Origin of the sequence: Oceanimonas smirnovii ATCC BAA-899, assembly GCF_000381965.1 — a bacterium.
GTDB lineage: Bacteria > Pseudomonadota > Gammaproteobacteria > Enterobacterales > Aeromonadaceae > Oceanimonas > Oceanimonas smirnovii.
This window is the reverse complement of sequence record NZ_KB908454.1, coordinates 432,025-453,312: the sequence shown is the minus strand read 5'-3', so window position 1 is coordinate 453,312 and position 21,288 is coordinate 432,025. Positions and strand designations below refer to the sequence as shown.

Here is a 21,288-nt window from a genome sequence, read left to right as displayed (position 1 = left end):
ATTCACTTGTTTAATAAACCGAAGAGATAAATTGCCGAAACCGCTCCGACGACGGATTGGCAAACACTTCTTTGGGATTGCCCTGCTCTTCCACCACGCCCTGATGCAAAAACATCAGCTTGTTGGACACATCACGGGCAAAGCTCATTTCATGGGTAACCACCAGCATGGTGCGGCCCTCTTCCGCCAGCGCCCGCATTACACCCAGCACCTCGCCCACCAGCTCCGGATCCAGCGCCGAGGTGGGCTCATCAAACAGCATGACTTCCGGCTCCACCGCCAGCGCCCGGGCAATGGCCGCCCTTTGCTGCTGGCCGCCGGACAAGTGGCCGGGATAATAGTCCCGCCGCTCATACAGACCCACCCGTTGCAGCAGCGCCTCGCCTCTGGCAATGGCCTCTTTTTTAGGCACGCCCAGCACCTGCACCGGCACTTCAACAATGTTTTGCAGAATGGTCATATGAGACCAGAGGTTAAAGCTCTGAAATACCATGGCCAGACGGGAACGAATACGCTCTACCTGGCGCATGCTGACCGGCTCACGCTCGCCGGCCCGGTTGGTGCGCATTTCGATCAGTTCACCATGCAGGCGAACCTCACCGGCAGAAGGCGTTTCCAGCAGGTTAATACAACGCAAAAAAGTGGATTTTCCGGAGCCGGAGGAGCCAATGATGGAGATCACATCTCCCTTGTTGGCAGTAAGATCAATGCCTTTAAGTACTTCCAGCGAGCCATAGTGCTTGTGCAGGCCCGTGACTTCGAGGGCGGGTTTGCTCATCCGTTAGACCTTTTTTGTTGCTTCCCTTGCAAGTTAACAGTTCGTTAACCTTTACGGCAAAATTTATCACCAGAATGGCTCAATAACAACATAATACGCCGCCAAGAGCCAGTAATGTCGGTTTTTTATACCAATAGTTTACACCTGACCACATAAAGTTATGCACCAAACCGGAATAAAACCTCAATAAACAAGTCATTTTGGCGCTTTACATTCATAAAGCGTCAGACCGCCGCTTTTTTTTAACGAATTGCTCACGTATGCTGTTGCAACATAGTTTAATGGTCAAAAATTGTGCCTGACCATCCAACGGGAAAATAATTACCATGTACTCCGGCATGCTTATCGTATTACTGCCCCTGGCGCTGGGCTATTGCCTTCCCTGCCGATCTCAATCCCTGCTGCACTTCATTAACGTGTCGGTGGAGCGCATGGTGTATCTGATCCTGTTTCTGATGGGGATCAGTCTGGCCTTTGTGGATAATCTTAGTACTCACCTGGGCACAATCTTTATTCTTTGTGGCGTTTTTCTGGCCTGCATCACGCTCTGTAACCTGGCGGGACTTTGGTTATTGGACGTTCGTAGGGGCAGGCTCAGTGGCGAACGTGGCGCGCCGGTGATCAGCAAGTGGGCACTGTTGTTTGACTCGGCCAGGTTATGTCTGGTGATCCTGGCCGGTGTGGGCATAGGTCAGTTTCTTGATGCAGGCTGGTTTCAGGTAGATACCCTGAGTGAATGGGCGCTGATGCTGCTGCTGTTACTCATTGGCATTCAGCTGCGTAACTCGGGCATGAGGCTGCGCCAGATTTTGCTGAACCGGTGGGGCCTGGCCATTGCCCTGACGGTCATGGTCACTTCCTGGGTGGGCGGCCTGATGGGAGCCTGGCTGATGAATATGCCGCTGAGCCAGGGGCTGGCCTTTGCTTCGGGAAACGGCTGGTACTCGCTCTCGGGCATTTTGATCGGCGACAAGCTGGGCCCGGTCATGGGCAGCGCCGCCTTTCTTAACGATCTGGCCCGGGAGCTGATTGCCATTATGATCATTCCGGCACTGATGCGCCGGCATCCGAGCTGCGCCATCGGTTATGGCGGTGCCACCTCCATGGACTTTACCCTGCCGGTGCTGCAGCGTTCCGGCGGCGTGACCATAGTGCCGGTGGCCATTGTGTCGGGCTTTGTGCTGAGCCTGGCAGGGCCTGTGCTGATCCTGAGCTTTTTGTCTTTTACCAGTGGCTGACCCGCGCCGTTACTGCGTTTAAACGCAATATACATCACCCCAAAGTGTACAAAAAGCAACCAATTTCCTGGGTTTTTTCTTGCACCTTTGGCTGCAATCAGTATTGTGTGGGACAGGTTTTTTGATTCTATCTCAAAGAAAGGACACGAATGATGAAGAAAGTAGGTCTGGTCGGCTGGCGCGGTATGGTCGGCTCCGTTCTGATGAGCCGCATGGTGGAAGAAGGCGATTTTGCCCGTATTGATCCCGTCTTTTTCACTACCTCCCAGGCCGGGCAGCCTGCACCGGACTTTGGCAAAGACGCCGGCACCCTGCAGGATGCCTACGACATCGACGCCCTCAAGGCACTGGATGTGATACTCACCTGTCAGGGCGGCGACTACACCAAAGACGTTTATCCCCGCCTGCGTGCTGCGGGCTGGAATGGCTACTGGATTGATGCTGCCTCTGCCCTGCGTATGGACGACGACGCTCTGATTGTGCTGGATCCGGTAAACGGCAAGCAAATTCAGGATGCGCTGGCCAAGGGCACCAAAACCTTTGTAGGCGGTAACTGCACAGTGAGCCTGATGCTGATGGCGCTGGGCGGTCTGTTTGAACAGGATCTGGTGGAGTGGGTGTCTGTTTCCACCTATCAGGCGGCCTCCGGTGGCGGTGCCCGTCATATGCGTGAGCTGGTTACCCAGATGGGCATGCTGCGTGACGAAGTGGCCGGTGAGCTGGCCGATCCGTCCTCCGCCATTCTGGAGCTGGAGCGCAAGGTGACCGAAAAAACCCGCAGTGGCGACCTTCCTGTCGATAACTTCGGTGTGCCTCTGGCCGGCAGTCTGATCCCCTGGATCGACTCCCAGCTGGAAAACGGCCAGAGCCGCGAAGAGTGGAAAGGCCAGGCCGAGACCAACAAAATTCTGCAGACCGGTGCTGCCATTCCGGTAGACGGCCTCTGTGTGCGTGTGGGTGCCCTGCGCTGCCACAGCCAGTCTTTCACCATCAAGCTGAAGAAAGACATTTCGATCCCGGAAGTGGAAAAGCTGCTGGCCAGCCACAACGACTGGGTAAAAGTGATCCCCAACGATCGCCAGCAGTCCATGGACGAGCTGACGCCGGCCGCCGTGACCGGCACCCTGAGCGTACCCGTAGGCCGTCTGCGCAAGCTGAACATGGGTCCGGAATATCTGGCCGCCTTTACCGTGGGCGACCAGCTGCTGTGGGGTGCCGCCGAGCCCCTGCGCCGCATGCTACACCTGCTGCCGTAAGCAGCCACCACTGTTGCTGAAAACGCCCGCCTCGCGCGGGCGTTTTTGTTGGTGCCAATTCACCCCAGTGCGAAGCAGCAGCGCGGTTGCGCTTCGCCGACCCGCTTCAAGCACCTCCCTGTGTCGCTCGGCAAATGCCATCCTTGGCATTTGACGGTCGGCTACGGCAATCCCCACTGCCGCTTAGTGAAGCTGCTGCGTTGACTGTTGAATACTGACTGGCAAGCTTAGTGCCCAACGAATGCACGGCTTCGGCCTGCCATTTTGTTTCCGCTTGTTCAATTTATCGCCTCGGGTTAGGATCAGCCCCCTTTTTTGCCGAACCCGCCCGAGGTATTCATGAAAACCTTTATTCCCAGCAAAGACGCCGCGCTGGAAGACTCCATCAGCCGCTTTCAGCACAAGCTGCAGGCCCTGGGCTTCAATATTGAAGAAGCCTCCTGGCTGAACCCGGTACCTCATGTGTGGTCGGTGCATATTCGCGATAAAGAATGCGGCCTGTGCTTTACCAACGGCAAGGGTGCCACCAAAAAGGCGGCGCTGGCCTCGGCCCTGGGTGAATACTTCGAGCGTCTGGCTACCAACTATTTCTTTGCCGACTTCTACCTGGGCCGCGACATCGCCGAAGGCGACTTCGTGCATTACCCCAATGAAAAGTGGTTCCCGCTTCCCGCCGACAACAGCCTGCCCGGTGGCCTGCTGGATGACTATACCCGCGGTTTTTACGATCCCGACGGTGCCCTCACTGCCGATATGCTGATCGATCTGCAATCCGGCAATGAAGAACGCGGCATCTGCGCCCTGCCCTTTGAGCGCCAGGGCGACAACCAGACCGTTTATATTCCCATGAATATTGTCGGCAATCTGTATGTGTCCAACGGCATGAGCGCCGGCAACACCAAAACCGAAGCCCGCACTCAGGGCTTGTCGGAAGTGTTTGAGCGTTCCGTCAAAAACCGCATTATTGCCGAGCGCATCAGCCTGCCGGCCATTCCCGATGAAGTAATGGCCCGTTATCCGCATATTCAGGAATCCATTGCCACCCTGGAAGCGGAAGGCTTTCCCATCTTTGCCTACGATGCCTCTCTTGGAGGCCGTTATCCGGTTATCTGCGTGGTGCTGTTCAATCCTGCCAACAGCACCTGTTTTGCCTCTTTCGGTGCCCATCCCCGCTTTGCGGTGGCGCTGGAGCGCACCGTGACCGAGCTGCTGCAGGGCCGCAGCCTGAAAGATCTGGATGTGTTTGTGCCGCCGTCATTCGACGATGACGAAGTGGCCGACCACCACAATCTGGAAACCCACTTTATCGACTCCTCGGGTTTAATCAGCTGGGATCTGTTCCAACAAGCAGCCGATTATGAGTTTGCCGACTGGGACTTCAGCGGCAGCTCGGAAGAAGAGTTCAATCATCTGATGGCCATCTTCAACGAGCTGGAGCAGCCGGTCTACATTGCCGACTACGAGCACCTGGGCGTATATGCCTGCCGCATTCTGGCCCCGGGCATGTCGGATATTTATCCGGTGGAAGATCTGGAGCTGGCCAACAACAATATGGGCGCTCATCTGCGTGCCACTCTGCTCAGCCTGCCCGGCAGCGACGCCGACGGCGAACAACTGATGACGCTTTATGATCAGCTGGAGCAGGACGGTCTGGACGACTTTACCCGCATTCGCGAGCTGATTGGCATTGCTTCCGACAAGGGCAGTGCCTGGCATACTCTGCGGGTGGGTGAGCTGAAGTGCATGCTGGCCCTGGCCGCCGGCGAGCTGGAAACCGCGCTGGACTATGCCGACTGGACCTTAAGCTTTAATGCGTCCGTGTTCAGCGAAGAGCGTGCCCGTTATTACCGCTGCCTGAAGGCCTCCCTGGAGCTGCATCTGTCCGACGACCGCGAGCCCGAGCAATACCGCGCCGCCTTTAGCCGCATGTTTGGTGAAAATACCGTGACTGAGGCCTGGGCCCAGATTGATGGCAGCGCCCGCTTCCATGGCCTGACCCGCGCCGATGAAAGCCTGAAGGATTTTGCCTCTCATCAGGCCCTGCTGGCCACTTACCAAAAGCTGCAGAAAGCCAAACGCGAAGCCAGCTGGAAGTGATGTTGAGGGATTAGGGATTAGGGATTAGGGATTAGGGACCAGGGACCAGGGACCAGGGACCAGGGAAATGGTAGGTTGGCGATGAGCGCAGCGAATCCCAACATTTAACCTGTACGCCAATGAAACCAAAAGACCCGGGCCTTGGCCTGGGTCTTTTGCTATCGAAAGATGGGAAAACCGGAACGCTCTCTAGTCCCCATTCCCTGTTTTTTAAGACTTCTGCTTTTTCAGAATGTCTTTCAGGCCGGCTTCGTCGATGGCACCGGGCACCAGAGTGCCATCGGGGAACACCAGCGCCGGCGTGCCGTTCAGGCCCAGCGCCCGGAACAGGGTCAGGTTCTGATTCAGCTTGTCGGCAATGTCTTTGCTGTCGGCCGCTTTTTGCAGGCTGGCAGCATCCAGGCCGGCTTTCTCTGCAATAGTGGCAAGGGCAGCTGCCTGTACCCGCTTCTGGCTCATCATGGCCTGATGCAGCTCTTCATATTGCTTGGGTGCTTCCTGCGCGGCTGCCAGAGCCAGACGCGCCGCTTTTACTGAATCCGGCCCCAGAATGCCCAGATCCTTTACGATAATTTTCAGCTCCGGCTCACCTTTAAGTACTTCCAGCAGCGTCTGGTTCAAACGGTGGCAGTAAGGACAGTTGTAGTCGGTGAAATACACCATTTCTATTTTGCCGTCAGGGTTACCCATTACGCCGTCGGTTGTGTTGGCAAACAGCTGGGCCGACTGCTCTTTCAGCTGTTTGGAAAACTCTGCCTGCTGCGCCACCCGGTCATTTTCTTCAAGCTTGATAATGGCATCACGCAGCATTTCCGGCTCTGCCATCAGGGCTTCCCGCACGCGTTTCTGAAAGTCTTCCTGACTCATTTCTGCCTGTGCCATCATGGGCAGGCTGAGGGCCACCAGCGGGGCCAGTATTTTCAGTGTATGACGTTTCATATTATTCTCGTTTTGGCGTAATAGGTACAGCACAGCCTACCAGAGCCGGCATCGGGGCAGAAGCCCTGTTACTTGTTGATAAGATAGTCTCTGTCATAAAAAATGCACATCCATTGGGAGCGGCTGGCCACCAGAAGCCCTGCTATTTATTGATCAGGTAGTCCCTGTCATAAAAAAGGCACATCCATTGGGAGCGGCTGGCCACCAGAAGCTCTGCTATTTATTGATCAGGTAGTCCCTGTCATAAAAGGTGCACATCCACTGAGGGCGGAACACCACCAGCAGGGTAATGGCCATGCCGTTCAGCAGCGCCTCGGGAAACAACAGCAGCGGTAATATGGTGAGGTAATCGTTCTGTACTATCTGCCAGCTGTATTCTCCGGTCCACGTCATATATGCCGCCAGTGCCGCGGTTTTTACGGAAATAGTGAGAGCAGCATTAAAAAAACCTGCCACAAAGATATACACAAACAAATGCCGGTACAGGTAACTGTAAGTAACCAGAAACAGAAAATAGCTGAATGACACCGGCAATATTACGCCCAGCAGCAGGTTTACCCCAAACTCGGACCAGGTTTCAAAACCAAACCCCGTTACCAGCAGCAGCGCCAGGGTCGCCATCAGCAGTCCCAGCCGCCAGCCCAGCATCAGCGCCAGTGTAGTCAGGCCCAGAAAATGAATCTCCAGCCCGTCCCGAATACCAGCCTGCAACATCCACAACGGCACCAGGGCGATGGCACCACCAAAACACAAATGCTGCCGGCGCTTGTCTGCCAGCAGTGCCGGCCAGTTCACCCGCCAGGCCGCCAGCAGCACCAGCCCGACCGCCATTATCCATATCATCATGATTTTGCTCTTTGCTCGGTGATGTTTACCGGCTCCATAGCCAGACGGAGCCGCTCAGACATTCTGAAAATTCAGAATGAATACTACCCAACTTCCGGAATAGCAGAAACACTCTCACACTCACCCAATTAAAATCAACAACTTACAAAATAAAACAGAGTGTTAACTTCTGGCACCAAACCTGCAACACCTTCATCGCAAACTCACAACCAAGGAAGAGAAAATGAAGATGTTCAAACACTGTTTGCTCGGTGCCTCGCTGGCATTGTCGGCTACCACTGCTCAGGCGGCTGAGTTTATTAACGTACTGACCGGTGGCACCAGCGGTGTTTATTACCCGCTGGGCGTTGCCATTTCCCAGCTTTATGATGAGCATATTCCCGATTCGAAAGTTCAGGTGCAGGCGACCCGCGCCTCGGTTGAAAACCTGAGCCTGTTACAAAAAGGCCGTGGCGAAATTGGCTTTGCCCTTGCTGATAGTGTGGCAGATGCCTGGAATGGCGAAAAAGAAGCGGGTTTTCCGGCTCCGTTGAAAAAACTGCGTGCCGTAGGCGCAACCTATTCAAATTACATTCAGATTGTGGCCCGGGCCGACAGTGGCATCACCAGCCTGGAAGATCTGAAAGGCAAGCGTATTTCTGTGGGCGCGCCGCGTTCAGGCACTGAGCTCAATGCCCGTACCATTTTCAAGGCAGCAGGGCTGAGCTACGATGATTTTTCCCGCACCGAGTACCTGCCCTTTGGTGAATCGGTGGAGCTGATGAAAAACCGCCAGCTCGATGCCACCCTGCAGTCTGCCGGTCTGGGCATGGCTGCCTTTCGCGATCTGGCTTCGCACGCTCCCGTGGTCTTTGTGGCCATTCCTGAAGCGCTGGTCGCCGGTATTGAAAATGACGCTTATCGTCCGGGACTGATCCCGGCCGGAACCTATACCGGACAGGATAGCGATATTCCTACCGTGGCCATCAGCAATCTGCTGATCACCCATGAAGATGTCTCTGATGACACCGCCTACCAGATGGCCAGACAGGTCTTTGAGAACCTGCCTGCCCTGCGCAATGCCCACAATGCCGCCAACGGCATTGAGCCAGAAGGTGCCGTGAAGGGCCTGCCCCTGCCGCTGCATCCCGGTGCAGAACGCTATTATCGCGAACAAGGCCTGATCGAATAACAAAATAACAAGCGCTGGCCGCCAACACGGCCAGCCCGGGAGACGATGATGAGCAGTAATCAGAGCCGACACGCGCTTATTTTTTATGGCGCACTGTGTTTTTCTGTTTTTCAGATTATTACCGCTGCGTTCAGCCCTTTATCCACCACTGTGGTGCGGGCCATACACGTAGGCTTTTTACTCTTTTTGGTTTATCAGCTTTACGGTGCCCGCGGGCAAGCCCTGAGCCGGCCTTCGGTATGGGGGATTCTGCTGGGCACTGTGGCCATGTTGTTTGCTTTTTATCACTGGTGGTTTGAAGCGGATCTGATTTACCGGGCCGGCGAGCTGAGCCAGACAGACTGGGTCATTGGCACCGTGACCCTGTTGATGGTCTTTGATGCCGCCCGGCGTCTGATGGGCTGGGCGCTGCCGCTTATCTGCCTTGCCTTTGTCGGCTATGCGCTGTTTGGTGAATATCTGCCCGATGTGCTGATGCACCGAGGCTACGGGCTGGATCAGGTGGTGTCCCAGCTGGCTTTCAGTACTGAAGGCATTTACGGCACCCCGACTTATGTGTCTTCCAGCTATATCTTTCTGTTTATTCTGTTTGGGGCCTTTCTGGAACAGGCAGGCATGCTCAAGCTGTTTAATGATGTTGCCATCGGCTCGGTAGGCCATACCCGCGGCGGGCCGGCCAAAGTCTCTGTGCTGTCATCGGGCATGATGGGCACCATTAATGGCTCTGGCGTGGCCAACGTGGTCAGCACCGGCCAGTTTACCATTCCGCTGATGAAAAAATTTGGCTACCGGGCCGACTTTGCCGGCGCGGTAGAGGCCACCAGCTCAATGGGAGGCCAGATCATGCCTCCGGTTATGGGCGCTGTGGCCTTTATTATGGCCGAAACCATTAACGTCCCTTACGTTGATATCACCAAGGCGGCACTGGTGCCGGCTATTCTCTACTTCTTTACCGTATTTTTAATGGTGCATCTGGAAGCGGGCCGTGCCGGCCTGAATGGACTGCCCAAATCCGAATGTCCCAACCCGCTGCAGGCGCTGAAGGCGCGCTGGTATCTGTTACTGCCCCTGGTGGCGCTGGTGGTCATGCTGTTTTCCGGCTTTACGCCCCTGTTTGCCGGCATGATGGGACTGGCCCTGACTGTGGTGCTGATCATGGGCAATGGTCTGGCACGGCATATCAGTGCCAGAGGCTTGCGTTACGGATTCTGGGTTATACTGGGCCTGGCCTGCGCCACCTTTAATCACTACGGCATTACTGCCATCTTTGTGATTGTGGCGGTGCTGACCGTGTTGCTGCTGGCCAAACGGGAGCAAAACATTCTGAGCACTGTGGTCAACGCCCTTTATCAGGGCGCACTGCATGCCCTGCCGGTGGGCGTGGCCTGTGCGCTGGTGGGCGTGATTATCGGGGTTATTTCACTGACCGGTGCCGCCACCATAGTGGCCGGGTTTATTATTCAGCTGGGAGAGCACAGCCTGCTGCTGTCACTGGCGTTAACCATGCTGACCTGTCTGGTGCTGGGCATGGGCATTCCTACCATTCCCAACTACATCATTACCAGCTCTATTGCCGCGCCTGCCCTGCTGGAGCTGGGTGTGCCCCTGATTGTGTCCCATATGTTCGTGTTTTATTTCGGCATTATGGCCGATCTGACGCCACCGGTGGCCCTTGCTGCGTTTGCCGCCTCTCCCATCGCCAAGGCCTCGGGGCTGCGCATCGGGGTTCGCTCCCTGCAAATTGCCATTGCCGGCTTTGTGGTGCCCTATATGGCCGTCTATTCGCCTGCACTGATGCTGCAGGGCGATGCCGGGCTGGCCGCCACCGTCTTTGTTATTTTCAAGGCGCTGCTGGCGGTATCGCTCTGGGGCATGGGGGCCATTGGTTACTGGCTGAAGCCCTTTAGTCTGGCCGAACGCCTGCTGGCAATCGCAGCGGCAGCCCTGCTGGTGTTTTCTCTGCCCATGACCGATGAGCTGGGTCTGCTGCTTGCCGCTCTGATACTGGCGCGGCACTGGTGGCAGCAACGTCGCCAGTTACAGCTCAACACAGCTTCATGATCTGTTTATCAGGTGCCAAGACGCTGGTAATGCTGCTGACCGGCAGCATTACCCTGAGCTGGCAGCATTCGGTAGAAAAAGTGCGCTGGGAGGAGCAGTACCAGTCTGACGGCCGGTATTTACTGCTTACTCACGCCAGTGTGGCAGGTTCGGGGGCCGGTATGGAGCCGCCTCCCGATGCCAGCTTCAGTGATGGCCGCTGGCACTGGAGACCCGGCGTGCAAATTGAGCAACTGGTGCTTGCCGGCTCCGAATTTACCGGTGAGTATAGGCTGTGCTCTGCCCCGGGCCGCTGCCACCCACTGAGTCACTGGCTACCCGGTGCCCATTCAGTCACACTGTCATCCTGCCATAAGGAGCCCCGCTAATCTCCGCCTTGTTCAGACATTTCAGCCGCTTGCTGCTGTTGCTGGTATTTATGCTGATACTGGCACTGGTGTGGCGTCAAAGCTGGCAGCATCAGGCCGCAGAGCAGGAGCACAGGGCCCAGCAACAGCTCAAGGTTTACCGGGCGGCACTGGAGTCCGAAATAGCCCGCTTTGAAAATATACCCCGCGCATTACAGTCTCATCCGGTGCTACTGAATGCGCTGGAGCAGCCCGGCAGCCCTGACACCATCAACCGGGCCAACCGGCTGTTACAACAGCTGGCAGAAGACACCGGAGTGGAAGCCCTCTACCTGATTGACGCCCACGGCCTGACCCTGGCGGCCAGCAACTGGCATACCCCATTCAGCTTTATCGGGCAACGCTATCGTTTTCGGCCCTACTTTACTGATGCGCTGAACGGCGATGTCGGCGAGTTCTATGCCGTGGGTGCCACGACCCGCACGCCCGGTTATTTTTTCGGGCTGCATATGGCGGGCCAGGATCAGACCAAAGGCGTGCTGGCCGCCAAAATTACCCTGAAAAAACTGGAACAAAGCTGGCAGCTGGCCGGAGAAAAAGTGCTGGTGGTAGATAAGGAACAGGTGATTGCGCTGGCGTCAGACACTCAGCTCAAATTTAAAACCCTTGTGCCTCTCAGCCCTGAGGCAAGGCGGCGGCTGGATCAGGACCGGCAATATGCGCCCATGTCGCTGGCTCCTGTGAGAATAACCCGGCACGGCCCGCAAATACGGTGGCAAAAGGCACTGTACGGCACCAGCGAACTGGCACTGCCGCGCCTGCAGTGGCGCATGCAACTATGGTGGCCCAGCCGCCAGTTGTCCGTCAATGCCACCCTGCTGACCGCGCTCACCGGTGTGGGGCTGATTGCCCTGCTGCTATTACTGCTTTACTGGCGGCAACGGCGTCGTTACTACCGTATGCAGGCCAAAGCACGGTGTGAACTGGAGCAACAGGTGATGTCCCGCACTGCGGCGCTGGCCGCCAGCAACCACCAGCTGGAGCAACAGGTAAAAGAGCGCACTCAGGCAGAAGCCAGGCTCAGAGCCATGCAACATGAGCTGATCCAGACCAACCGGCTGGCCGCACTGGGGCAGATGGCGGCGGGTGTGGCCCATGAAGTCAATCAGCCACTGACCGCACTCAGAAACCAGTCGGTCAACACCCTGCTGCTGAGTGAACGGGGACGATACGCCGAGGTGAAAACCAGCCTGCAAACCATGGAGCGACTGATTGACCGCATTGCCAGACTTACCTCACAACTGAAGCTCTTTGCGGCTACCCGGCGCAGCACCAAAGGACAAAGTGATCTCAATGAAGCGCTTGGCAATGTGATGAGCTGGCTTGCATCACGCTTTGCCACTCAGGGTGTTGAGCTCAAGCTGAGCCAGCCTGATACTGTGCTGCTGCCAATAGAGCTGCATGCCCTTGAGCAGATCCTGGCCAATCTGCTGAGCAACAGCCTGGATGCCCTGAATGGCCATCATCATGGTGTGATTACCCTTGCTGCCGGCCAGCACTGGCTGCAGGTGAAGGATAATGGTCCGGGCCTGGATGCCGGTATTCGGGATAAAGTAACCGAGCCTTTCTTTTCTACCAAGCAGGCCGGTCAGGGTCTGGGACTGGGGTTATCTATTGTGCGCGATCTGACAGAGGCCAGTGACGGCCGGCTGACCATTCAGCATCCGCCCGGCGGCGGAGTCCTGTTTCATATTGACTGGAGCGCCAATGAACAGAGCCCCCATTGAAGTCTGGCTGGTAGAAGACGATGACGATGTTCGTCAGACCCTGCTGCAAACACTGCACCTGTCTGATATGCCAGCCCGTGGCTTTTCCCGCGCCGAACAGGCGTTAAAAGCCCTGAAGCCCGATGCTGCCGTGGTGTTTCTCTCCGATGTACGCATGCCGGGCATGGACGGCCTTGCCCTGCTCAGACAGCTGCAACAGCAGGATCCGGATTTGCCGGTGTTATTGCTCACCGGCCATGGCGATATTCCCATGGCGGTGGAAGCCATGCGCCTGGGAGCCCAGGACTTTTTTGAAAAGCCCTATCAGCCGGAGCAATTGCTGCACAGCCTGCGCCGGGCTGTCGATAAACGGGCACTGATACTGGATAACCGTCAGCTGCGACGCCGTCTGGCCGCCGGCAAACAGGCGGAGCTGCTGCTGGGCAATACGCCGGAAATGGAACAGCTGCGCCGGCAGATTGATAATATTGCAGATACCAGTGCCAGTGTGCTGATCCTGGGAGAAACCGGCACCGGCAAGGAGCTGGTAGCCCGCAGTCTGCATCAGGGCAGCGGCCGCAAAGGCAACTTTGTGGCCATTAACTGCACGGCGCTGCCCGAGTCGATTTTTGAAAGTGAAATGTTCGGTGCCGAGCCGGGAGCTTTTACCGGTGTCACCAAACGGCGCATCGGCAAGGTGGAGCACGCCGATAACGGCACTCTGTTTCTGGACGAAATAGAAGGCATGCCCCTGCACCTGCAGGCAAAAATGCTGAGAGTGTTGCAGGAGTCGGTACTGGAGCGGCTGGGAGGCAACCAGTTGGTTCAGGTGGACGCCAGGGTGGTCGCCGCCACCAAGATTGACTTGCAGGAAGCGGGACGAGCCGGTCTGTTCCGGCCGGATCTGTACTTTCGGCTTAATGTGGTGACGCTGGCACTGCCGCCACTGCGCCAGCGTCGGGCCGATATTCCGCTGCTGTTTTTGCATTTTGTCGAGCAGGCACAACAACACTATAACCGTGATGTGCCTGCGCCTGCCGATGCCTTGCTGCAGCAACTGATGTGCCGGGACTGGCCCGGCAATGTGCGGGAGCTGCGCCATGCCGCCGAACAATATGTACTGGGGGTGATGCCGGCTGAGCCGGCGCACAACCTGATGACATTACCGGAGCAACTGGCGGCACTGGAGCAACAACTGATTTCTGACGCCATGCACAAAACACAGAATCAGGTGGCACTGGCTGCCGAGCAGCTGGGTATTCCGCGCAAAACACTGTATGACAAACTTGCCAGATACCGCGATTAGTCGGCTTGCGCCATGCGGTGATCCAGCTTGCTGAGTGTTGCAGTCACTGCCAGCTGGCTGTTTTCTTCATGGCTTATCTGCACCAGCAGATAGTCCAGCTCCGGTGCTACCCAAAAGCGGGTTTTACGTTTGCTGTTGCCCCTGTCCCGTTCAACGATCAGAGTATCAAGCGTGCCCACTCCCGTTTTAAGCGCCTGGGTACCCACTACTTTGAAAGGTGTTTTTTTGATCTCACCGTCACGTACCACCTTGTAATCAAAGGCTTCTTTGCCGGCCATCAGGTCGCACCGGGCCTCAAAGAAAAAGCTGACCGGATCGAACACGCCCCCTTCCGCCGCCAGCAGCTTGTCGCCGTCCTTGTCCTGATAAAGGACCATGCCGGTAGACTGATCAAACACCAGCCGCTCTTCCCGGGTCACTCCCAGCGCTTTGGCCTTGTAACTGAAGGTATCGGGACGGGCAGTGCAGTCATTCCAGGTGAAGCTGGCTTTTTGATCCACATCCAGCAGCCAGTGGCGCAGAGAAAAATGCACATGATACTGCTCCCGGTTGCGATCTATGGTGAGGGTGTTGACGCCCCGGGTAGCATCACCGTTCAGCATCACCGAAAACTCGGCGCGCATATAGTCAATGTCACTGGCATGAGCCGCGCTTGCCAGCAACAGGCCGGTCAGCGCCAGCAGGCATTTTTGCAACATGTTTTATCCTCTTATGAGTTGTCCTGCACATTGGGCAGGCCTTGAGCCAACCATACACCAATAAAGGTTAACAACGAAAACACCAGCACGACCGCCAGTGACGATAACAGACCGAGCAACATGCTCAGGGCACCGGCCAGCAGTAATAATAACCCCATCAGGGTGTTACTGACGGCCACATAATCGGTGCGCTTATCTCCCCCGGCCAGATCCACCAGAAAGGTTTTGCGCCCTACCCGCACGCCCGCATGGGCCACACTGAGCACAAAAATAACCAACGCGAAATAACCCGCCGGCACCGGACCACCCAGCATCAGATAAAGACACACGCCCAACCCCAGCAGCGCAGCAATCAGCCCCGCCAGCTGCATCACCCGCTGCGACGACACATCTGCCAGCTTGCCCCAGAACCAGCTGCTGGCAAACTGCGCCAGCCCCTGAGCAATGACCATGCCGCCCAAAATATGAATGCCGCCGTTATATTGCTGAGCCAGCAACACATAATAAGGCGTGACCAGAGCGGTGGACATCAGCAGGGTACGCACCAGCAGAAAACGGCCAAAGGCCGGATCCTGCCTGATGAGATTGAGACTGCCAAGCGCATGCTGCCAGCCGTTCACGCCGCCATCGGTGGCACCGGGCTGCTCTGCTATGCGGGTGTAACACAGCATGCCCAGCACCCATACCAGGGCCGCCGCCAGCAAAACAGCCACATAGCCCCACAGCGGCAGATCACCGGCCACACTGAGTAACAAACCAAACACCAGCCCCACACCGCCGGCCAGGCTGGCCCCGGTGCCGGTCACCTTGCCCCGCTCTTTTTTAGGAATCGTCTTGCCCAGTACGTCCTTGGAAGCGATGGAGCAAAGCCCACGGGACAGACTCATCAGCGCCAGCAGCAGCAATAACAATACCCCGGCCAGCCAGCCCGACCAGATCCAGGCCGTGACTGCCATCAATACCAGGCAGCCGGCCTGCAGACCGGCCCCCCACAGCCAGGCTCGTTTGCGCAGCGGCATTTTGCGTACATATGCTCCCAGAAACAACTGGGGCAGCATGGAGCCGCTTTCCCGTATGGGCACCAGCCAGCCAATCAGCCAGACGGGTGCTCCCAGCGCCTGAAACAACCAGGGCAATACGGTTTTGGCATTCACCATCAGCTCGGCCAGCGCAGTGGCAAGCTGGGCCAGGATTAACCAGCGGCGGTTACCCACTACCTGATGGCACTCGTTATCGGGAATATCTTTACAGATGCGGGCGTCTTCGTCCGGGGCAGTCAGCCCGGCCAGCCAGCTATTATCTTGCTTTGATTTGGTTCCAAACATAGTCAGGCTCAATCTGCGTGATCACGAAAATAGGGCCAAAGAGTTCTCAGCCACGCTGCAAAGCCCTATCATACAACTAAAGATGGAATGAGCTTCCATTGAATACTTTACAGACACAAGGAAAGCATCATGGACTCGGGCTATCACATTATCATTGCCGATGATCACCCCCTGTTTCGCAACGCACTGCAGCAAGCAGTGCAACTGGCAGTGCAGGGTGCCCACCTGCAGGAAGTGGACAGCATCGACAGCTTGATGACGCTGTTGTCGGACACCGATGATACCGACTTGCTGCTGCTGGATCTGAAAATGCCCGGTGCCAGTGGTTTCTCCGGCTTAACCCGGTTGCGGGCCCAATATCCGGCACTGCCGGTGGTGGTGGTGTCTGCCAGTGAAGACGCCTCGGTCGTGCAGCAGGCCATGCGCCTGGGTGCCGTGGGCTTTATTCCCAAGTCATCACCCATGCCGGTGCTGGTCAGCGCCCTGAATACAGTGCTGGAGGGCGATAACTGGTTTCCGGAAGGTATTGATGCCACAGACGCTCCTGAAGATGACATGGCAGAACGGCTGGCCAGCCTGACGCCGCAGCAGTTCAAGGTGCTGACCATGTTGTCGGAAGGCAAGCTGAACAAGCAGATTGCCTATGAGCTGGATGTATCAGAAGCCACGATCAAGGCTCATGTGACTGCCATTTTCCGCAAACTGGATGTCAAAAACCGCACTCAGGCGGTAATTGCGCTGTCCCAGCTGGAAGGCGGCGAGTTCTGAACTGCTCCCCAGTCCCTAGTCCCCGTGTTTCACCAGATGCTGCAGCAGCGCCCGTAACTTCAATGGCTTGACCGGTTTGCTCAGATAACTGAAATCGAGTTGTTGCAGTTGTTGCTGCAGCTCGGGCTGACGGTCGGCACTGATCACCACAGCGGGAATACGACCAAACTCCAGCCGCAGCATATTGATGGCTGACACACCGGTTTCACCGTCATCCAGATGATAATCCGACAGTATCACCTGCGGAATAAACCCTTCATGGCACAACATTCGTGCTCCGTCGCCACTGCTGGTCAGTGCCACTTCACAGCCCCAGCGCGTCAGCAGGCTTTTCATGGCGGTCAGAATATCGGCTTCATTATCAATACAAAGCACACGCAACCCGGCCAGACGATTGTTACTACTGCTCACTGCCGCAGGTACCGGAGCCAGGGCATCTGGCAGCTGGCGTGAGCGCGGCAGGGTCACACTGAATACAGATCCCTTACCTTCTTCCGAGTGCACGCCCAGCTTGTGGCCAAGAATGCCCGCCAGGCCCTGAGAAATGGCCAGCCCCAGCCCCAGTCCCTGCTGATGGCGCTGGCCCGGCTCCAGGCGCATAAACTCATCAAAAATGACATCCAGTTTGTCAGCGGGAATGCCGGGACCATTATCCCATACTTCTATGCGAACCTGGTCGCCAGCCCGGCGCAGACCCAGCACAATATGACCGCCATTACTGTAACGCAGCGCATTGGTTAAAAAGTTCTGCAGTATGCGCCGTAATAAACGGGGATCGCTGTATACCCCAAGCCGGCTGCTGACCACGGAAAAGGCGCCGCCCTGCTGCTCTGCCAGTACGCCGAGCTCCGCCTTGAGGGTGTCGAACAACTCCTTGATGGGAAAGTCCTGAAATTTGGGCACCAGCTTGCCCGACTCCAGCCGGGACATATCCAGCAGATCGCCAATCAGCTCTTCTGCAGCGGTAAGAGAGCGGTCGATATGCCCCGCCAGCCGCCGGCTTTCTTCGTCGCCGGAGGTTTCCAGCCAGGAAGAGGCAAACAGCTTGGCAGCATTAAGCGGCTGCATCAGATCGTGACTGACCGCCGCCAGAAAACGGCTCTTTGACGCATTGGCCAGCTCTGCCTGACGGTTGGCTTCCAGCAATTGCTCGTTCACTGCCGACAGCTCCTGCGTGCGCTCTGCCACCCTCTGCTCCAGCATGATGTTGGCGTCTTTCAGCACCTGCTCGGCCTGACGGAAAGTAGTAATATCACTGAAGGTCATCACAAAGCCGCCGCCGGGCATGGGATTGCCCTGTACTTCAATTACCCGGCCATCAGGCCGGGTGCGGGATGACACATGGCGGCTGCCCGCCTTCATAAAGGCCACCCGCCGGCTTACCTGCCGGTCTACTTCGCCGGGGCCACACAACCCCTGCTCGGCGTTATAACGGATAATGTCGGCAATGGGCCGGCCTACCCGCACCAGCCCTACAGGATACTGAAACAACTCAAGATAGCGCCGGTTCCAGGCCACCAGCCGCAGCTCCTTGTCTACCACTGAAATGCCAAGGCCAATATGCTCAATGGCCCCCTGCAGCAAGCCCCGGTTAAAACGGAACACGTCGCCGGCCTCGTCCACTATGGTGGCCAGCTCTTCCAGCTCCATGGAACGGCCCTGTACCGCCGAGGCCAGCACCAGCCGTGCCGACGAAGTGCCGAACACCCCCGCCAGCACCCGCTCGGTGTGACGGATCAGGCTGGCAGGTGCCTGCATGCTGCCTTCCAGTGTGCCCTGTTCACCGGCATAGCGGGCAAAGGCACGCTTGACTCTGGCTTCACCCACAAAACGAGACGCCAGTTGTTCCAGATCCCGCACTGTCACCTTGGCGCGATAGACATCACCGTCGTCCTTATGATGCCGGCCCACAAAAGCCGCCGCCTGAAAGCGTTCCCCTACCGACGGCACTGACAGCCAGGAGCCCACCAGATATCCCGCCAGGTTACAGGTCAGACTGAGCAAAATGCCCCAGGTGACCGGACTCATGTCGGCCAGCCAGCCAAGCGCCGGCGGCGTTAACAGCCAGAGCACCACGTTGGTGCTGGCATCGCCGGCAAACAGGCCGGTTTCCGCCATCAGGTTCAGCAGCCACATCAGCATGCCCAGGCTAAGGCCCCAATAAGCACCGCGCCGGTTACCACCCCGCCACAACAGCCCCAGCACCAGCGGCGGCGCAAACTGAGCAATGGCGGCAAAACTGAGATACCCGATGCGTGACAGACTGCTGATATCTCCCAGCCATAAAAACACCAGCCAGGAAGTGGCCATAATCACCACAATGGCAGTGCGGCGCACATTCAGCAGTAACTGAGCCACATCCTCAAAACCCGCGCCCTGCAGCTGGCGGCGGCGCAGTATCATGGGCAACACCAGATCGTTGCTGATCATAATGGCCAGCGCTATGGTGGAGATAATCATCATGCCGGTGGCCGCCGAAGCTCCGCCGATAAAAGCCAGCATGGCCAGATTGGGCAGCCCCAGATTCAAGGGCAGACTGATCACATAAGTATCGGGCGATGTACCCGCAGTCAGCCACTGCTGGCCGGCCAGCGATAACGGCAGCACCAGCAGGCCAAACAGCAGCAGATAGACCGGAAAAATACGCCTGGCCAGGCGCAGATCGGCCTCGCTGTGATGCTCCACCACGGCCACATGAAACTGACGGGGCAGACAGATAATGGCGCTCATCGACAGCAGGGTATAAACGCCGATATCAAGCAGATGGCCGCCACTGACCACACTGAGAGAGCTGATAAAGTCTTCGGTGATCATCACCCGCTGCTGGTTCGGATAGGCCAGAATCAGCCAGAGCGCAAAACCACCCACCACGATAAAGGCAATCAGCTTGACCACCGACTCGGCAGCAATGGCCACCATCACGCCGCGCTGATGCTCGGTGGCGTCAATATGACGGGTGCCGAACAGCAGAATAAAGAGAGTAAACAGCAGGGTGACCATGAGCGCCACTTCACCGGCATTACGCCCGGCCCCGGCCACCACGTCCGGGGCCATCAGATTCAGCCCCATCACAATGGCTTTCAGCTGCAGCGCAATATAGGGCAGTACCCCGACGATGGCGATCAGGGTAATAAACACCGCCAGCCGTTGCGACTTGCCGTAACGGGCAGCAATAAAGTCGGCAATGGAGGTAATGTGCTCGCGCTTGGCCACCTCGATCAGGCGGGCAATAAAACGCCCGCCCAGCGTGAAAATAATAATGGGACCAAGGTAGATGGTAAAAAAGGTCCAGCCGTCGGTACTGGCCTGCCCCACTGTGCCAAAAAAGCTCCATGACGTGCAGTAAACCGCCAGCGACAGACTGTAAAGCATGGGCCGCATGCGCCGCACCAGGTTGCCCATGCGTGGCCGGTCACCCAGCCAGGCCAGCAGAAACAGCACGCCCAGATAAGCCAGCGCAATATTGATAACGGTCCAGCCCTGCATCATGGTGCTGCTTGCTCCTTATTTAAGGGCCCGGCCAGCAGCCAGGCCACGGGCAGCACCAGGGCTGCCATAAACCAGAAAGTATGTCCGCCAAAGACGGAGTAAAGCTGCCCCGATATCATCAGCAAGATGCCCGAGGCCACCCCGAGGGCAATGGCGGCATAAAGCGCCTGAGCACCAAAAACGGCACGATCGTCCAGCTCCCGGCTGATAAACCTGACCGCCCCCAGGTGGCTGACGCCAAAGCTGCCCGCGTGCAGTAATTGCGCCAGCACCAGCCAGAGCAGCTCTGTCGTCGCCCCCAGTACGCCCCAGCGCAACAACGCACACAGAAGCCCGGCCAGCAGCAGGGTGCGCGCGGTGACATGGCTCAGCCATTTGCGGTCCAGCGCAAACACCATAATTTCTGCCAGCACACCCAGCCCCCACAGGTAACCAATCACAGTGGTGCTGTAACCCTCTTGCTGCCAGTAGAGCGCACTGAAGCCATAATAAAAGGCGTGACTGCCCTGCAGTAACGAGGTGATCAGCAAAAAGCGCCCCACCCCGGGCCGGCGCAACACCACCATAATGCTATCGCCGCTTCGTCCGGCGGGCTGCTCCGCCGGTGCCGGCCTGGGCGGTATTAACGTCAGCAGGCTGATCAACGTCAGCGACACCACCATACTGTGTAAAATCCACTGGCTGCCGCCATATTCATTGAGCATGCCCACCACCAGATTGGCAGCAATAAAAGCCGCCGAGCCCCACAACCGGGCTTTGCCGTAGTCCAGCTGAATTTGCACGATATAGCGGCTGGCCATGGCTTCACTGAGCGGAATCAGTGCCGGATATACCAGATTGACCGCCAGCGTCAGTATCAGCAGCCCCACCGTGCTCTGCCAGCCGTAAAAAGCCATAAATCCCAGGCAACTGAGCAACGCCAGCCCCTGAATTACCGGCAACAGATGGCGCGCGGCGCGCACCCGGCTCATTACGCCAAGAATGCCGACACAGCGCACCGCCATACCCAGCCCCAGCAGCAGACCTACCAGACCCGCACTGGCACCGGCATTGCCCAGCCACAGCGCCCAGAAGGGTAAAAAAGTGCCATAACCAAAGTAATAAAGGGCAAAAAACAGTGATAGCCAGAGCGCAGGCGTCATATCGGTTTCAGTCGGGGCAACATGACGGCTATGATAAAGCCTTTAGCAGTGAATTTCCGTT

16 protein-coding genes are annotated in these 21,288 nt (G+C 57.1%); 9 read left to right on the top strand and 7 right to left on the bottom strand.

Annotation, left to right across the window (positions count from 1 at the left end; all coding sequences use genetic code 11):
- Positions 1-10 precede the first annotated feature (10 nt).
- Positions 11-778, bottom strand: a complete 768-nt coding sequence (locus G364_RS0102095; protein ID WP_019933496.1) for an ABC transporter ATP-binding protein — start codon at positions 776-778, stop codon at positions 11-13.
- Positions 779-1,104: 326 nt separating this feature from the next.
- On the opposite strand from G364_RS0102095, the gene G364_RS0102090 reads away from it, so the two are divergent.
- From G364_RS0102090 to ycaO, 3 genes are all read left to right on the top strand, one after another.
- Complete coding sequence (locus G364_RS0102090; protein WP_019933495.1) at positions 1,105-2,016, top strand: LysO family transporter; 912 nt, start codon at positions 1,105-1,107, stop codon at positions 2,014-2,016.
- A gap of 152 nt (positions 2,017-2,168) precedes the next feature.
- Positions 2,169-3,272: an aspartate-semialdehyde dehydrogenase gene (gene asd / locus G364_RS0102085; RefSeq protein WP_019933494.1), complete on the top strand. Its 1,104-nt coding sequence runs from the start codon at positions 2,169-2,171 to the stop codon at positions 3,270-3,272.
- 339 nt (positions 3,273-3,611) lie between these two features.
- Complete coding sequence (ycaO, locus tag G364_RS0102080; protein ID WP_019933493.1) at positions 3,612-5,369, top strand: 30S ribosomal protein S12 methylthiotransferase accessory factor YcaO; 1,758 nt, start codon at positions 3,612-3,614, stop codon at positions 5,367-5,369.
- A 210-nt stretch (positions 5,370-5,579) separates the two neighbouring features.
- Here the strand turns inward: ycaO and G364_RS0102075 are convergent, their stop codons facing one another.
- Complete coding sequence (locus G364_RS0102075; protein ID WP_019933492.1) at positions 5,580-6,308, bottom strand: DsbA family protein; 729 nt, start codon at positions 6,306-6,308, stop codon at positions 5,580-5,582.
- Between the two features lie 216 nt (positions 6,309-6,524).
- Entirely contained in the window at positions 6,525-7,154 is a 630-nt protein-coding gene (locus G364_RS0102070; RefSeq protein ID WP_019933491.1) for an energy-coupling factor ABC transporter permease, read from the bottom strand.
- A 223-nt stretch (positions 7,155-7,377) separates the two neighbouring features.
- Between G364_RS0102070 and G364_RS0102065 the strand changes: the two genes are divergently transcribed.
- The 5 genes from G364_RS0102065 to G364_RS0102045 are packed head-to-tail and all read left to right on the top strand — an operon-like array spanning position 7,378 to position 13,805.
- The gene (locus G364_RS0102065) at positions 7,378-8,325 is read left to right on the top strand and encodes a TAXI family TRAP transporter solute-binding subunit (RefSeq protein WP_019933490.1); all 948 of its coding nucleotides are present in this window, start codon (positions 7,378-7,380) and stop codon (positions 8,323-8,325) included.
- A gap of 48 nt (positions 8,326-8,373) precedes the next feature.
- A complete protein-coding gene (locus tag G364_RS0102060) occupies positions 8,374-10,386 on the top strand; it encodes a TRAP transporter permease (RefSeq protein WP_019933489.1) in 2,013 nt (670 codons plus the stop codon).
- Entirely contained in the window at positions 10,383-10,754 is a 372-nt protein-coding gene (locus G364_RS0102055) for a DUF1850 domain-containing protein (RefSeq protein ID WP_019933488.1), read from the top strand. Before G364_RS0102060 ends, G364_RS0102055 begins: the two co-directional genes overlap by 4 nt.
- A gap of 8 nt (positions 10,755-10,762) precedes the next feature.
- Positions 10,763-12,520, top strand: coding sequence for an ATP-binding protein (locus tag G364_RS0102050; RefSeq protein ID WP_019933487.1), 1,758 nt, complete (start codon positions 10,763-10,765; stop codon positions 12,518-12,520).
- The gene (locus G364_RS0102045) at positions 12,501-13,805 is read left to right on the top strand and encodes a sigma-54-dependent transcriptional regulator (protein WP_019933486.1); all 1,305 of its coding nucleotides are present in this window, start codon (positions 12,501-12,503) and stop codon (positions 13,803-13,805) included. Before G364_RS0102050 ends, G364_RS0102045 begins: the two co-directional genes overlap by 20 nt.
- Here the strand turns inward: G364_RS0102045 and G364_RS0102040 are convergent.
- Both G364_RS0102040 and G364_RS0102035 read right to left on the bottom strand, forming a co-directional pair.
- Positions 13,802-14,503, bottom strand: a complete 702-nt coding sequence (locus G364_RS0102040; protein WP_019933485.1) for a DUF3108 domain-containing protein — start codon at positions 14,501-14,503, stop codon at positions 13,802-13,804. The two genes, G364_RS0102045 and G364_RS0102040, sit on opposite strands and share 4 nt — an antisense overlap.
- An 11-nt stretch (positions 14,504-14,514) precedes the next feature.
- Complete coding sequence (locus tag G364_RS0102035; RefSeq protein ID WP_019933484.1) at positions 14,515-15,828, bottom strand: MFS transporter; 1,314 nt, start codon at positions 15,826-15,828, stop codon at positions 14,515-14,517.
- 129 nt (positions 15,829-15,957) lie between these two features.
- Here G364_RS0102035 and G364_RS0102030 point away from each other — a divergent pair, with 129 nt between their 5' ends.
- Positions 15,958-16,596 (top strand): response regulator transcription factor, encoded by a 639-nt coding sequence (locus G364_RS0102030; RefSeq protein ID WP_019933483.1) that lies wholly within the window; start codon positions 15,958-15,960, stop codon positions 16,594-16,596.
- A 15-nt stretch (positions 16,597-16,611) separates the two neighbouring features.
- On the opposite strand, the gene G364_RS0102025 is transcribed toward G364_RS0102030, so the two are convergent.
- Both G364_RS0102025 and G364_RS0102020 read right to left on the bottom strand, forming a co-directional pair.
- Positions 16,612-20,085, bottom strand: a complete 3,474-nt coding sequence (locus G364_RS0102025; RefSeq protein WP_019933482.1) for a hybrid sensor histidine kinase/response regulator — start codon at positions 20,083-20,085, stop codon at positions 16,612-16,614.
- Positions 20,082-21,227, bottom strand: a complete 1,146-nt coding sequence (locus tag G364_RS0102020; RefSeq protein WP_019933481.1) for a 3-phenylpropionate MFS transporter — start codon at positions 21,225-21,227, stop codon at positions 20,082-20,084. Before G364_RS0102020 ends, G364_RS0102025 begins: the two co-directional genes overlap by 4 nt.
- Positions 21,228-21,288: the final 61 nt, after the last annotated feature.